Source organism: Thermoflexus sp. (assembly GCF_025055495.1).
Classification (GTDB): Bacteria; Chloroflexota; Anaerolineae; order Thermoflexales; family Thermoflexaceae; genus Thermoflexus.
This window is the reverse complement of record NZ_JANWXB010000173.1, coordinates 1-13,886: the sequence shown is the minus strand read 5'-3', so window position 1 is coordinate 13,886 and position 13,886 is coordinate 1. Positions and strand designations below refer to the sequence as shown.

Below are 13,886 nucleotides of genomic sequence, written 5' to 3'. Positions count from 1 at the left end.
GGGTTGGCGCCCGGAACCCCTGTGGTGGCAGGAAGCGCGGACCACGTGGCCTCGGCGCTGGCGGCGGGTTTGCGGGAGCATGGGGATCTGCTAATTAAGTTTGGAGCAGCTGGGGACATCCTATATTGCATGGATCGTCTGGAGACCCATCCTCGCCTTTACATTGATTATCACGATATCCCGGAGCGCTATCTGCTGAATGGTTGTATGGCCGCATCGGGCTCTCTCGTGAAATGGTTTGTGACCCAGGTGCTGGGAGAGGAAGGAGGGTCGGCGACTTATCGTCGCCTGGATGAGGAGGCGGCGGCTGTGCCCCCTGCTTCAGATGGCTTAATTGTATTGCCTTATTTCCTGGGAGAGAAGACCCCTATCTTTGATCCAGAGGCTCGTGGGATTTTCTTCGGGCTCACACTGAGCCATGGCCGAGGGCATATGTTCCGCGCCATCCTCGAGGCGGTGATTTACGGCTTCCAGCATCATTTGGAGATCTTGCGAGAACGGGGCTATCCCATTCGGCGAGTCCTGGCGACGGATGGGGGAGTGCGTAGCGAGCTGTGGCGGCAGATTGCTGCCGATGCGCTGGGACTGCCGATTGAAGCTCACCCTGGACACCCGGGCTCGGCTTTGGGGGTAGCCTTCGTCGCAGGGATGGGGGTAGGTCTGTTCCGGGACTGGGCAGAGATCGAAGCGTTTGCAGGCCCTGCATACTGGAATGAGCCGGATCCAGAGGCCCACGAACGGTATCAAGAGGCCTATCGACTTTACCGGGATCTCTATGAAACCCTGAAACCCCTCTTTCCGCGAGCAGGTCGGTTGTCACGTTCAGCAGCCGCATCCTAATTCGTCAGCAAATTCATCTTCGCCTGCTCATGCTTTTGACCAATTATGCCATGTGCAACTTCGGGCGCCAAGTCTGATCCCAGCGTCCTCGGTAGGGAAGCAAGCCAGGCCCTTCCCCCCTTTCTTCCTCTCCACGGCCCCTGGGTTGTGGGGAGGGAGTGGTCGCAATGAATTTGGGGAATTCGAGCCGCTCGAGGCCAGTGGGGATGGAGGCAGAACGGTAAAAGCACTCTGCCTCCACCCCAGTTCCCGAATCATAAAACCCAGGAGGTTAACCATGGGGCGCTTAGATGGACAGGTAGCGGTTGTGACCGGTGCGGGCACCGGGATCGGAGCTGCCATTGCTCGAACCCTGGCGCGCGAGGGAGCCCATGTGGCTGTCACGGATATCAACGAGGATTGGGCTCGACAGGTTGCTGAAGAGATCCGGCAATCCGGGGGAGTAGCGGAGGCATGGCGGCTCGACGTCACTAGCAAGGCCGAGAACGTTTGGGTGATGGATGCTGTGGTCGCGAAGTGGGGACGTCTCGACATCGTCTGTCCGAACGCCGGGGTATCCACTATGAACTGGGCAAAGGATCTTACGGAGGAGGAATGGGATTACAACTTTAACGTGAACACCAAAGGTGTGTTTTTCACATGCCAGGCCGCGATCCCTCATATGATCCGCCAGGGCGGTGGTCGGATCATTATCACCGCCTCCATGGCCGGTCATCGGGCTGTTCCTCTCTTGGCCCACTACGCAGCCTCCAAGTGGGCAGTGATTGGCTTTGGGTTGAGCCTAGCTGTGGAAGTCGGCAAGTATAATATTAAGGTTAATCTGATTTGTCCGGGCTTTGTGCGCACATCCATGCAAGAGCGAGAGATCGTATGGGAAGGACAGTTGAGGGGAATGGATCCCGAGGCGGTGCGCGCAGAGTATGTCAGTAAAACCCCCCTTGGGCGGATCGAGGAGCCCCAGGATGTGGCGAATGCAGTGCTTCTCTTGTGTCTACCGGAGGCAGACTTCATCACAGGAGCGGTCCTGGACGTAACGGGCGGGGCTCATCTGACTTAAGGAGTTTATGCATCAGCCGAAGGCCACTGCGTAGAATCTGATCTTTCCATTGCACCTGCCAATTCCCCTTCCCTGCGGCCCTTTGGGCTGCAGGAAAAGGGGAAACAGAGAAGATTGGGGATCTGGACGGGCTGCCTGTGGTGGCCCGCCCAGATCCCAAAAGCCCCTTGGTCAGAGCACTGTGGGATGGGAGACTTTCGAGGTTACATTGAACCAATCGGGGTCTCGCTGGGGATCGGGTTGCTGATCGGGATGGAGCGGGAATGGGCGCATAAGGATATGGGGTTGCGCACCTTCGCGCTGGCGGCGCTGGCCGGATGCCTGGCCTGGCTGATCCATCCAGTGGCCGCCTTCCTGGTCCTGGGAGCAGCGATCTCCCTGGTGAGCATCCTCAACATCCGCAGCCTGCTGGTGGACCGGTCCCTGGAGATGACCACTTCTGTGGCCCTACTGGTGACCTTGCTGCTGGGCATGGTGGTCGCCCAGGGCTACGCGCTGGCCGCCGCGGCCACCGCTGTGCTGGTAACCATGCTCCTGGCCTGGAAGGCGGAGCTGGTCCGTTTCACCGTTGGCCTCTCACTGGAAGAGTTGCGCTCGATCGTGCTCTTTGGGCTGCTCACCCTGGTGATCTATCCTTTGCTGCCGGAGGGCCTGCCTCCGGAGATCGACCCGCTGGGTTTGGTCAACCTCCGGGCCGCATGGCTGGTGGTGGTGATCCTCTCGGCCATCGGACTGGTGAACTACGCATTGCTCCGGCTCTATGGGGCGCGAGGGATTCACTTCACCGGGCTCCTGGGGGGATTGGTGAACAGCACGGCCACGGTCTCGGAGCTGGCCCGACGGTGCCGGGGTCATGAGGGGCAGGCGTTGGATCTGGCGCTGGAAGGGATGTTGCTGGCGAACATCGCCATGATGGCCCGTAACGGCCTGATCCTGGGGATCTTCGCCCCAGCAGCCCTGTTGCACGGCTGGCTGGCCGTGGGGCTGATGTCAGGCATCACCGGGTTGATGGTCCTCCGGACTCTGCAACGGAACCCGAACTCTCCCGCGCCGTCGATCCGGCTGGCCTTCCCGTTCTCTCTCCGCCATAGCCTGCTCTTTGGGATGTTCTATCTGGTGATCCGGGCAGCGGTGGCTCTGGCAGATCGTTTTCTGGGGCTTGGGGGCTTTATGATGGTCACCTTTCTGGGAGGGCTGGTCAGCAGCGCTTCGACGGCCGCGGCCGCCGCGACCCTGGCGGCCCAGGGTCGAATCCCCCCGGAGACAGCCGGGCTGGGGGTGGTGCTGGCTTCGATGGCCAGCCTGTTGTTCCACGTGCCGATGGCTCGCCTGGGCGGATTGCAAGGGCCTTGGCTACGACGGCTTGGGATCGCCTCAGCCCTTACCGTCGCGGTCGGGATCCTCGGCTTAGCCTTAGAGGGATGGAGGTAGTCCAGCCAGACGGAGGGCAGCGATCTCAGTGCCCCCCTTGAAGCCAGAACGGTTGGGAAGGCCGCCGAAGGGGGCCTTCCCAACCGTTCTGCTCTATGGGTTGAGAGAGGCCGCCACGCGGGCCTTTAACAGGGCGAAATGATCCATCGGACCGTAAGCCCCTTGGCCGAGCTTGAAGGCCCGGGAGGCCTGGAGCAAAGCGGTGAGGTAGTCCTTCGCCTGGCGGATCGCCTCCAGCGGCGGGAGGCCCTTCGCCAGCCCTGCAGCGATGGCGGAAGCAAAGGTGCAGCCGGTCCCATGGGTGTTCACCGTATCCACCCGTGGAGCGCTCAGCTCGTAGAAATCCTGTCCGTCGAAGACAATATCCACGCTGTGGTCATCTCCCTCTAAATGGCCACCCTTCACGACCACCCAGCGCGGTCCCATCTCATAGATGATCCGCGCCGCCTCTCGCATGTCCGCCCGGCTCCGCAGGTCGCGGCCCACTAACGCCCGGGCCTCGTGGAGGTTCGGGGTGACCACCATGGCCATGGGGAAGAGATGACGGATCAGCGCCTCCTGGGCCTCCGGGCGAAGCAAGGGATCTCCGCTCTTGGCCCGCATCACCGGATCCACCACCAGGCGTTCCACGCGGTATTTCCGCAATTTCTCTGCAACCACCTCGATGATCGCGGCGTTGGCCAGCATGCCGGTTTTTACCGCGTCGGCGCCGATATCGCTCAGGACAGAGTCGAGTTGGGTGGCAACGAAATCGGGCGGGAGCTCGAAAACCGCCTGGACCCCCTGAGTGTTCTGGGCGGTGAGCGCGGTGAGGACGCTCATGCCATAAACCCCCAGGGCGCCGAAGGTCTTCAAATCCGCCTGAATGCCCGCTCCCCCACCCGAATCAGAGCCAGCGATCGTCAAAGCGCGAGGCAATGTGCTCATTTGGGCCCTCCGTGATGTGTTTGGCCACCGGATATCTTTGCGATTGCTTCCAAAGGGCTGCTATGGAATCCGTCCGGAGGGACGCCCTCCCGGCGACGAACGGTGCGTTAACGCCTTCCCCGCTCCGCCAGCGCTTGATCGACAGCCTGTCGGAGCGCACGGGCGGCCGCTTCCGGATCGGAGGCCTGGGCGATGGCGGAGATCACCGCGACGCCCGCGGCGCCTGCCCGGATGCAGGCCGCCGCGTTCTCCGGATTCACGCCGCCGATGGCCACCACCGGTAGTCGGGTGGAACAGATGACCGCGGCCAGCCCATTCAGCCCGATGAGCGTTGGGTTGACCTTGGAGATAGTAGGGAAGACCGAGCCCGTCCCCAGGTAGTCGGCACCGGCGGCCTCGGCCGCTCGGGCCTGTTCCGGCGTCCGGGCAGAAACGCCAATAAAGGCCTGGGGGCCCAGGAGTTGCCGCGCGGCTTCCGGCGGCAAATCCTCCTGACCCAGGTGGACACCATCGGCCTGCAGCACCATGGCGACATCGACGCGATCGTTGATCAGAAACGGAACCCCGTATCGTCGACAGAGATCCCGCAGCGCTTCTCCCAGCCGGAGCATCTCCCGCAGCGGTCCGACCTTCCAGCGCAGCTGCAGCGCGGTGATTCCTCCTCGAAGGGCGGCTTCCGCGATCTCCAGCGGCGATCGTTCGGAAGTCAACGCGGGATCCAGGACGAGGTAAACCCGCAGGTCGGGCGGCATGGCACTGGCTCCTTCAGAGGGGCGACTTTCGGTGGGGAGGGTGGAGCAAAGCGGTGAGGAAACGATGGCGACCATCCCTCCGCCGGCATGACCCGGATCAGGTTCGATGGGTCGGCGCCGGGGCCGGCCTTTCACCGGCAGGGCGCCCTCTCAGCCCGCCTTCCCACGGACTCCCCACGTCGCCTCCATTCTGAGTTCAACTGTAGTGCAGAGAGAGCATTCCTGTCAAATCCAGTAGATGCCAGCACGCTCGTTGCGTTAAGCACGTGGGCGGGGTATTCTATCTCGCAAGCTCTGTGGGAGGATCTATACGGTAAGGCAGCTTAGTTTGCATATTGACGTAGGGCCTTTGGCATCCCCCGCAGCCCCGTGAGATGATTATAGTAGCTATAAACGGTGATAGCCCATCTTTTTTCCGATCCTCGTTAAGATTAAGAATAGAGCCGTATTCTATGAGCTATGCGTGGCACATCTCTTCATCCTGAGGAGGATTGTGACCATGAAAGTGCGCCTTTGGCTCCTCTTCCTTATGTTGCTTTCCCTGTTCGGCTTGAAGCCTGTGTTTGCTCAGGTTTCGGGATCCCCTTACTGCTCCAGCGCTGTCGCTGAACTTATGCCAGATTATGGTTATATCGTAGGCAGTGCTCAATTCAATGATCCAGATGGGGATCCGGAGTGGGGAAGCCGCTATCGCTGGCTGGTGAATGGATCGCCAATCACGGATACCGTTACTTCCGAGGGCCTCCTGCTCCGCTTTGATGGTTCCGTGAACGGCGCAAACGGGGAGCAGCCCACTATGGCTCAGGGCGTGAGCTATGTCCCTGGCCGGTGGGGCCAGGCCCTGTCTCTCGGCGCTGGGGGAGTGCTGAACTATCCCAGACTATACAACCTGCCCCTCGATGAAGGAACGATCGAGATGTGGGTAGCTCTGCGCGCGGATGGGAATGACCCCCGATATACTTCCCGCAACCATTATTTGTTCTTCTATCGTGATCCCGATGGAGACTACCTTCTGATTGGCCAGAGCAGGGATTCGCGCATCCTATATGCGGGCGGAGTGGTGGATGGTCAATGGCAGAGCGCCTATGGGAGCAGAGCCTTTATGGGTCACTGGAAAGCCGGGGAGTGGCATCACATCGCCTTCACCTACTCGGCCTCCCGTAACTTCATGCGCTTCTATGTGGACGGAATGCTAGTTGCTGACACTAATGAACGCCGCTACCGGCCTCCAGATGCGAATGGATCGGAATTCTCCATCGGTGGCTCTCCGTGGTGGGGGAATGTTGCCGATTACTATATTGACAGCGTGCGGATCTGGGGGCGTGCTGCTTCAGCCGAGGAGATCGCCGCCCGTGCCCAGCGGGAATCGCCGCCTCGCCCGAACGAAGCCTGGCTTCCGACCGCCATCCTGAGTCCAGGCACAACGGTGGCTTACGAGTTCATCCCAGTCTCTGCAGGCAGTGAAGTGGGCACCCCATGCCGCAGCGCGGCGGTAACTTATCCCGGTATCCCAATCTATAATCCTCAGCCTCCAACTACCCTCCTGCCTCCCGGCAGCACGGCCCTTACCCTCACTGTTCGGACGCTTCTACCTACCCGTTGCGCCTACAGCGTTCAGGCCGACCGTCCCTACAACCAGATGACTTCGTTCGGGGAGCCAACGGATGTCCTTACTCATACAACGATTGTTGTGGGGCTGAATCCTGATCCGAACATGATCAATGACGTCTACGTTCGTTGCGCGAGCCACCCGGACTTCCGGTTGCGCCTGCGATACCGTGTTCTCTCTCCGTCGAATCCGCCCTTCCCCCGCACTGGGAACCTTTGGGGCTGGTGGCAGTGGAAAGCGGCAGGTTACACCCTGGAGGATATGGCAAAGGTGGATCTCTGGCTGGGCGCGGATGCGGCGTCTCCGGAAGAGATCCGCCGCCTGCGTCAGCTTAACCCACATGTCCGCGTTCTTACATCCATCAATGCCGTGGAGAACAACGATATCCCCACGCCCGATTACTACCTCAAGGACGTAAACGGCAACCCCATCGAGGTCTGGCCGGGCTCCTATCGATTAAACCTGACCAAGCTCGAGGTGGCGGAATACCAAGCTCACTATGCCTACCGCTCGTGGTTGAACTCCGGCATGCAGGCCGACGGCGTTTTCCTGGACAACGTAATGCTCACCCAGTCCTGGCTCAGGCACGATATCTATGGCAACCCGGTGCGCATCGATGCCAACGAGGACGGCGTGGAGGACGACCCGGCGTGGCTGGACGCAGCGTGGAAGGCCGGCGTCCTGCACGAAATCCGCACGCTGCGCCGCCTGATGCCGTATGCAATCATCAGCGCCCACTCGGTGGACATCCGGGAGCCAGGCGTCGGCGAGCTGTTTGACGGCATCAGCCTCGGCTTTTTGACCGCTGACGTGCTGGAGGGCGAACGCTCCTTCGGCGAGGTCTGGGATCTCTACCAGACCTGGATGCGGGAGGCCCGCCAGCCGCCGGTGGTGATGTTCGAGTCCTCCCCCATCGACCAGATCGCCTACGGCTACGACTACGACCCCTTGCGCAAAATCCCCACCAGCACCTTAGAGTTCGCGCGCGACTACACCCCCTGGATGCGCTTCGGCCTGGCGCTGACGCTGTTGCACGATGGATATTTCGCCCATGAGTTCGGGGACACCTGGCACGGCAATCCCTGGTGGTATGACGAGCTCGATTTCTACTTAGGATATCCCCTAGGCCCGGCCTATCGAGTGGACGTGGGCTTCGATGTGGGCCCCAACCGGATTGTGAACTCCGGCTTCGAAGGCCCGATCACCGACCCTTGGCGCTTCTTCGTCAACACCGGTGCAGGTGCTCGAGCCACGGTGACCCGCGATATGACCGTTGCTGCCGAGGGGAACGCATCGGCCCGGATCGACATCACTGCCACCACAGGGATAGACTGGCATGTGGATTTCCATCAGAATAACCGCAGCCTTGAAAAGGACGTGGTATACGATCTGAGCTTTTGGGCCAAAGCCGACCGTCCTCGCGCGATAGGGCTGGCGGCTTCCAAGAATGCCCCTCCATGGACGGGGTATGGCCTCTCGCAGCAGGTGACCCTGGGCCCAACTTGGCAGTTATACACGGTGACTTTTCGAGCGACCCATACGGTTACGGATGCCCGCATTCAGTTCTTTGTCGGCTCAGTGACGGGCACCGTCTGGATCGATGGCGTTCAACTCCGTCTGCACCCGCCCGACGTGTTCCGCCGAGACTATACCTACGGGACGGTGCTTCTCAACGCCACTTCGGTCTCCCAGACGATCTCCATGGGTCCTGGCTACCGACGTCTGGTGGGAACGCAGGCTCCTTTAGACGAATTCATCTTAGACGACGGCGATCCCGTCTTCCAGGTGGTCAGCGGCGCGTGGGAGGTTCGAACGTATGACAGTGGTGAATGGAAGGTCAGTGGTCCTTTCTATCACGCCTGGAAGACGAAACTCCACGAGATGACAGGCTCTAGCGGTGAGGTGCGCTGGCGATTGCCGATTCAGCATCGGGATGTCTACACGATCACTGCCTGGTGGCCTGCCGCTCCAGTCGCTTTAAGCTGGAACCCGCAGGCACAGTTTGAGGTGGTGCAGGGCACCCGCGTGTTAGCTTCGGTGGCTCTCGACCAGCGCCAGCGCGGGGACGAGTGGCACTTCATTGCGGCCGTCCCCTTAGACCCGGCGCAGAGCCCATATGTTCGTCTGAGGTGCTCCGGCGCACCGTGCGTGGCTGATGCGTTGCACGTGCGCTCGGCAGCCCGATATAACAATGGCCAGCCGGCCTCAGTAGTGACTCTGGCTCCATTTGATGGCATCATTCTGCAGCGCTTGAATTGGCGCCTGTACCTACCGCTGGCCTTGCGTGATTAGATGTTGGTTCGATTCCCCAACTTGCCATCGCGCCCGCAATGAGTCTGGAGCGGGCAGGAGGGTTTTTGCTCGCATGTCTGCTTCTGCGGGAGCGATGATCGATGGATTTTAAAGGGGATTTGAGGCTCTCTGAATTTGTGCGAATACTGAAAGCCATATATCATAGCGGCGGTCTTTTTTACAAGACTCTGCGTTCGATCATCTCGAAGGGAGTTGAGGCGAGCGATGATGGAGCTCCTTAGGCGTCGATGGCAGCGACACGCTCGGATATTTCTATCTGGGTTTCTGATGGGGACAGCAGACGTAATCCCGGGTGTTTCGGGGGGCACGGTCGCCTTTGTGTTAGGCATCTACGAGGAGCTGATCGATGCGATCCGCGCCGTGATCCCCTTTCTGGGTCGGCTGGTTTCACGGCGCTGGAAGGAGGCGTTTGCGGAGTTCCCGTGGGCCTTTCTGCTGATGCTGGGGGCAGGGATCGGCACGGCGGTGCTGAGCCTATCCAGGCTGCTACACTGGGCCCTGGAATCGTATCCGACATATGTCTACGCTCTCTTCTTCGGCCTCATTGCGGCCTCCGTCTACGTGGTTCGCGCCCGGGTTCGAAGATGGACTCCCTCTACGTTGATGGTCGCTGGCCTCTTCGCTGTTGGCGCGTATCTGCTGGTCGGGTTGCGGCCTGTGCGGACGCCCGAAGCCCTGTGGTTCATTTTCCTGAGCGGGGCGGTGGCGATCTGCGCCATGATCCTGCCAGGCATCTCCGGCGCGTTCATCCTGGTCCTGCTGGGAAAGTATCACTACCTTCTGGGTGCGCTGGTTCGCCTGGACCTGACCACGATTCTGGTTTTCATTGCGGGCGCGGCGGTGGGGATCGTCTCGTTTGCGAACGTGCTGCGCTGGTTGCTGGACCATTACCACGACCTGACGATCGCCGCCCTGACAGGGTTTATGGTCGGTGCCCTGCGGGAACTGTGGCCCTGGAAACCGGGTAGGATAGTGAACGGTGTTGGAATCGATGCGGATGGGGCCCTTCCTGCCGTCTTGACCGTCGAAGTGGCCATCGCGCTGGGGCTGATGGCCCTGGGATTCGGAGCGGTGATTGCGATAGAACGGACGGCTGAGCGCCGCCAGGAGAAAGCCGAGCACACCCTGATCCGCTGATCCACTTGCCGGATGATCCGGCAACCCGACTCCGCCAGCACCGCCTCCGCGATATCTCCGCGATCCGGATTTCCCCTCGCGTTGATCAACTCCACCGGCGTCCATATCTTGTCCGGGATGGGTTCGGTCCGAGAGCGCCGAAGATCATATGGGGGATCTCCTCACCTTACAGAGCCCTCTTCCCTCGAGGCCCTTTGGGAATCCGAGAGGAGGAATTCGCGCCTCAACCCGTAACCTATTTCCCATGATTTTCGACATGATCGATGAGTTCGGGTTCAGGATCCTAAGGGTAGCAGACTGTTCTCTGATCCTCCGCTGAGGTGATCCCATGAAAAAGAGCACCTGGTTTGGGATCTTGCTGCTGGCAGGGATGGGGCTTGCGCTGGCGGCCTGTGCGACCGCTCCGGGGTCCGGGGAAGGAGCTATGGCACGCTGGGAAGGAACGGTCGAGGCGGTCCTCCCCGATGGCCTTCAGGTCTCCGGTCGAATGGTCCGCTGGACTGGCCAGACACAGGTCATCGGGGACATCCAGGTCGGATCTCGGGTAGAGGTCGAAGGGGTCCAGACGGGCGATGTCCTGAGCGCTACGGTGATTCGCGCTCAATCCTCCGATGGATCGACGGCTGCGATTTCAGGTGGGACCGCAGGAACCCGGGTTTCCCCGCTTCCGACCCCAGCCCCCCCGATGGAGTTCCGGGGCCTGGTCGAAGCCGCCCTTCCGAACGGGTATCGAATCAGCGGCCAGATGGTGATCGTGACCACCACCACCCGGATCGAGGGTCCGGTGGCCGTAGGGACCTTCGTGAAGGTGAAGGGGATCCTTCTGACCGATGGCTCCGTCCTGGCTCTTCAAATCAAGGTTGAGGCTCCGGAGGCGCAAATCCAGCTGAAGGGCGTGGTGGATGCCATCCTGCCCAATGGCTACCGGATCGCGGGGAGGACAGTGATGGTGACAACCACCACCCGGATCGATGGCCCCATCACGGTGGGAACCTTTGTGAAGGTCAAGGGGCTTCTTCAACCCGATGGGACCATCTTGGCGTCACGGATTCATCGAGAGGAGGAAGTCAAATTCACGGGCATAGTGGAGGCCATCCTCTCCAACGGCTACCGGATCAGCGGGCGCACGGTGGTGATAACGGATATCACCGAAGTGAAGGATCCTGTTGCGGTAGGGGACTGGGTGGAGGTAAAGGGCTTTCTCCAGGGAGACGGCAGCATTCTGGCTCGCGAGATCCGGGTGAAGAGGGCCCCGAAATCCACCCGGGTGGAATTCAAGGGAACGGTTGAGGAAGTCCTCTCAGATGGCTATCGCATTGCCGGGATCAGGGTTGTGGTAACCGCCACGACCCAGATCGATGGGCCGATCACAGTGGGGACCTTCGTAGAGGTGAAAGGGGTTTTCCAGCCTGATGGCTCGGTTCTGGCCTTTCGCATTCGCGTGGAGAGGCCGAAGCCGGCTGGGGGGGAGATCGAGTTCAAAGGAACGGTTGAGGCGATTCTGTCGAACGGCTATCAGGTGAGCGGACGGACCGTAGTGGTCACCACCACCACTCAGATCGACGGGCCGATCACAGTGGGGACTTTCGTAGAGGTGAAGGGGATCGTGCAGCCGGATGGGACCGTCCTGGCGCTTCGGATCCATATCGAGGATCAAAAGGCCGATAAAGGGGAGGTGGAGTTCAAGGGCGTGGTGGAAGCGATCTTGTCCGATGGCTATCGAATCGCCGGCCGCAGGGTTCAGGTCGATGGGAGCACACAGATCGATGGGATGATCGTGGTTGGGGCCTTTGTGGAAGTGAAAGGGTTCGTTCGGGATGATGGCTCCATCCGAGCCGTCCGCATTCATCTCGAGGATGATCAGAAGAGTGGGAGCGGGAAGGTGGAAGATAACAGGAAAAGTGGCGACGGGAAGGAGGACGAGAAGAATCGGAACGACGATGGGAAACCCGAAGAGAAACATGACGAGGATCAGGATGATTAAAGCTTAGCTCAAAATAAGGGCACAACGTCGCTGTGCCCCTCTCCACGGCTCCTTGGGCCGCGGAGAGGGGCATGCCCAGCATGAGCCTTTGGCAGGCCCAATCGGTGTAGGAGTTACGCCGTTCTCTTCCCCTCAAGGAAGTCTTTTACTCCCCTTCCCCACAGCCCTTTGGGCCGTGGGGAAGGGGGATAAAGGGGGACGATGCTATCCCCCTCGTCCGACAGGCTTCTGACGGCGTAACCCCTATGGTGATTTGTTGACTGTGGGGATTGGGGTGGTGGAGCGGATGGCTTCGCCGCCCGTTTCATCTCCCAGCGCTTCTTATCTCGAGATTTGATGGCGTCTTTTCGCCGGAGCGGATACGATGAGGGCAATCGACGGTGGAAACCTTTCTTGAGTGGTCCGGAACAGTGACGGACGAACAAGCCCTGCTGGCCCGCGCACGCTCTCTGGACCCCGACGCTCTGGCCGAGTTGCATGAGCGGTATTACCGGATACTGTATTTTTACGTGCTCGGCCGAGTAGGGGAACGAGCGGTTGCGGAAGATGTAACCGCTGAGGCTTTCATCCGCCTCCTGGAAGCTTTCCATCGGGGGCGCGGACCGGAGCGCCATCTGGCGGCTTGGTTGTTCCGGACCGTCGATCATCTGGTGGCGGATCACCACCGGGCCCGTTACCGACATCCCGAGGTCCCCCTGGAGGAAGAGTGGGGCAGCTCGAGAGAGGAGGGATGGAGGGATGTGGTGATGCAGGAGCGGGTGCGCGAAGCCTTGGATCATCTCACTCCGGACCAGCGAGCGGTGATCCTGATGCGTTTCTGGATGGATCTTCCCCTGGCCCGGATCGCTCAGGAGCTGGGGAAAAGCGTAGGGGCGGTGAAATTGCTTCAGCATCGGGCCTTAGCGGCCCTCGCGAAACGATTAGGGGATCTTAAGGAATGACCGTGGCCAAGCGTGAAGACGAGCTGGAAGAAGCTTTGCGCCTCATCCGGACTGGGGTCCCGATCGAAGAGGTCTTGGCCCGTTATCCGGAGTTGGATCCGGTTTTGCGGATGGCCCGGATCCTCGAAGCCGCGCGTCCGCCTGCCCCGTCCCTGCGCGCGGAGCTGGCCTCCCGGGCCGCTTTTCTTCAGCGCGCGGAGGCTCTCCGAGCCTCCCACCGCCCGTGGGCCGTGATGCTGTTCGGATGGCTGCGATATGCGCCCGCGGGGGCGGTGATCGCCGGCCTGCTCCTCATCGCCGGGATGCTTCATGTTCTGGCCCAACGGAGCTTGCCCGGGGATCCCCTGTATGGGCTCAAACGCGTGGAGGAACAGGTCTGGCTGGCCGTGACGCTGGACCCGGTGGAGCGACGCCTGGTGGAGGAAACGCTGGCGGCCCGTCGCTGGGAGGAATATCGCACCCTCGCCCAGCGCCGAGGTTCCGGCACGGTGATCTGGGAGGGCCGGATTGAGGCGATCGAAGGGACCACCTGGCGCATCGGGGGGGTTCCGGTGGAGATCTTTCCAGCAACGGAAATCCTGGGGCCAGCAGCTCTGGATCAGAGGGCCGCTGTGATGGCTTTCCTGGGCCCGGAGGGGCAGCTGATCGCGGCACGGGTTCAGGTGGCTCCGGAAACCCCTACGCCGACGTTCGAACCGACCCGGACGCCGCCGGTGGCCCCCACATCCACACAAACGCTTCGGCCAATGCCTTCGCCGACCATCCCACCGTCGCCCACCGCCCCATCGGTTCCAGCCGTTACTCCGTTGCCGCCAGCGACGGCGACGCCGACCCCTGCTCCGGAGAAAACCCGGGAGCCGACCCGGACGCCCCGGCCCACCCGAACCCCTGAGGA

10 protein-coding genes and 1 riboswitch are annotated in these 13,886 nt (G+C 61.1%); of the genes, 8 read left to right on the top strand and 2 right to left on the bottom strand.

What is annotated here, in order from left to right; genetic code table 11:
• The 3 genes from NZM16_RS06075 to NZM16_RS06065 all read left to right on the top strand — a co-directional run.
• The coding region (locus NZM16_RS06075) for an FGGY-family carbohydrate kinase (RefSeq protein WP_295479318.1) at positions 1-840 on the top strand (840 nt) is incomplete at its 5' end.
• A gap of 277 nt (positions 841-1,117) precedes the next feature.
• A complete protein-coding gene (locus tag NZM16_RS06070; RefSeq protein ID WP_295479316.1) occupies positions 1,118-1,897 on the top strand; it encodes an SDR family NAD(P)-dependent oxidoreductase in 780 nt (259 codons plus the stop codon).
• Positions 1,898-2,083: 186 nt separating this feature from the next.
• Positions 2,084-3,328 (top strand): MgtC/SapB family protein, encoded by a 1,245-nt coding sequence (locus NZM16_RS06065; protein ID WP_295479313.1) that lies wholly within the window; start codon positions 2,084-2,086, stop codon positions 3,326-3,328.
• A gap of 93 nt (positions 3,329-3,421) precedes the next feature.
• Here NZM16_RS06065 and thiD read toward each other — a convergent pair whose 3' ends face one another.
• Positions 3,422-4,255 (bottom strand): bifunctional hydroxymethylpyrimidine kinase/phosphomethylpyrimidine kinase, encoded by an 834-nt coding sequence (gene thiD, locus NZM16_RS06060; protein ID WP_295479310.1) that lies wholly within the window; start codon positions 4,253-4,255, stop codon positions 3,422-3,424.
• A 107-nt stretch (positions 4,256-4,362) separates the two neighbouring features.
• A complete protein-coding gene (thiE, locus tag NZM16_RS06055; protein WP_295479308.1) occupies positions 4,363-5,007 on the bottom strand; it encodes a thiamine phosphate synthase in 645 nt (214 codons plus the stop codon).
• A 56-nt stretch (positions 5,008-5,063) separates the two neighbouring features.
• A riboswitch (TPP riboswitch) is annotated at positions 5,064-5,194 on the bottom strand.
• Between the two features lie 312 nt (positions 5,195-5,506).
• Here thiE and NZM16_RS06050 point away from each other — a divergent pair.
• From NZM16_RS06050 to NZM16_RS06030, 5 genes are all read left to right on the top strand, one after another.
• A complete protein-coding gene (locus tag NZM16_RS06050) occupies positions 5,507-8,908 on the top strand; it encodes a LamG-like jellyroll fold domain-containing protein (protein ID WP_295479305.1) in 3,402 nt (1,133 codons plus the stop codon).
• 225 nt (positions 8,909-9,133) lie between these two features.
• The gene (locus NZM16_RS06045; RefSeq protein ID WP_295479301.1) at positions 9,134-10,066 is read left to right on the top strand and encodes a DUF368 domain-containing protein; all 933 of its coding nucleotides are present in this window, start codon (positions 9,134-9,136) and stop codon (positions 10,064-10,066) included.
• A gap of 424 nt (positions 10,067-10,490) precedes the next feature.
• Entirely contained in the window at positions 10,491-12,050 is a 1,560-nt protein-coding gene (locus NZM16_RS06040; RefSeq protein WP_295479298.1) for a DUF5666 domain-containing protein, read from the top strand.
• Between the two features lie 380 nt (positions 12,051-12,430).
• Positions 12,431-12,991 carry a sigma-70 family RNA polymerase sigma factor gene (locus NZM16_RS06035; RefSeq protein ID WP_295479296.1) on the top strand — a complete coding sequence of 187 codons (561 nt, stop codon included), beginning with the start codon at positions 12,431-12,433 and terminating at the stop codon, positions 12,989-12,991.
• A partial coding sequence (locus NZM16_RS06030; protein WP_367281011.1) for a DUF5667 domain-containing protein occupies positions 12,988-13,886 on the top strand: 899 nt, incomplete at its 3' end. The genes NZM16_RS06035 and NZM16_RS06030, both read left to right, overlap by 4 nt.

Bases quoted from the DNA above. Each gene is read 5' to 3' on its own strand.
- NZM16_RS06045 (WP_295479301.1), top strand. From the start codon at position 9,134: ATGATGGAGCTCCTTAGGCGTCGATGGCAGCGACACGCTCGGATATTT.
- NZM16_RS06070 (WP_295479316.1), top strand. From the start codon at position 1,118: ATGGGGCGCTTAGATGGACAGGTAGCGGTTGTGACCGGTGCGGGCACC.
- thiE (WP_295479308.1), bottom strand. From the start codon at position 5,007: ATGCCGCCCGACCTGCGGGTTTACCTCGTCCTGGATCCCGCGTTGACT.
- NZM16_RS06065 (WP_295479313.1), top strand. From the start codon at position 2,084: ATGGGAGACTTTCGAGGTTACATTGAACCAATCGGGGTCTCGCTGGGG.
- NZM16_RS06050 (WP_295479305.1), top strand. From the start codon at position 5,507: ATGAAAGTGCGCCTTTGGCTCCTCTTCCTTATGTTGCTTTCCCTGTTC.
- thiD (WP_295479310.1), bottom strand. From the start codon at position 4,255: ATGAGCACATTGCCTCGCGCTTTGACGATCGCTGGCTCTGATTCGGGT.
- NZM16_RS06040 (WP_295479298.1), top strand. From the start codon at position 10,491: ATGGCACGCTGGGAAGGAACGGTCGAGGCGGTCCTCCCCGATGGCCTT.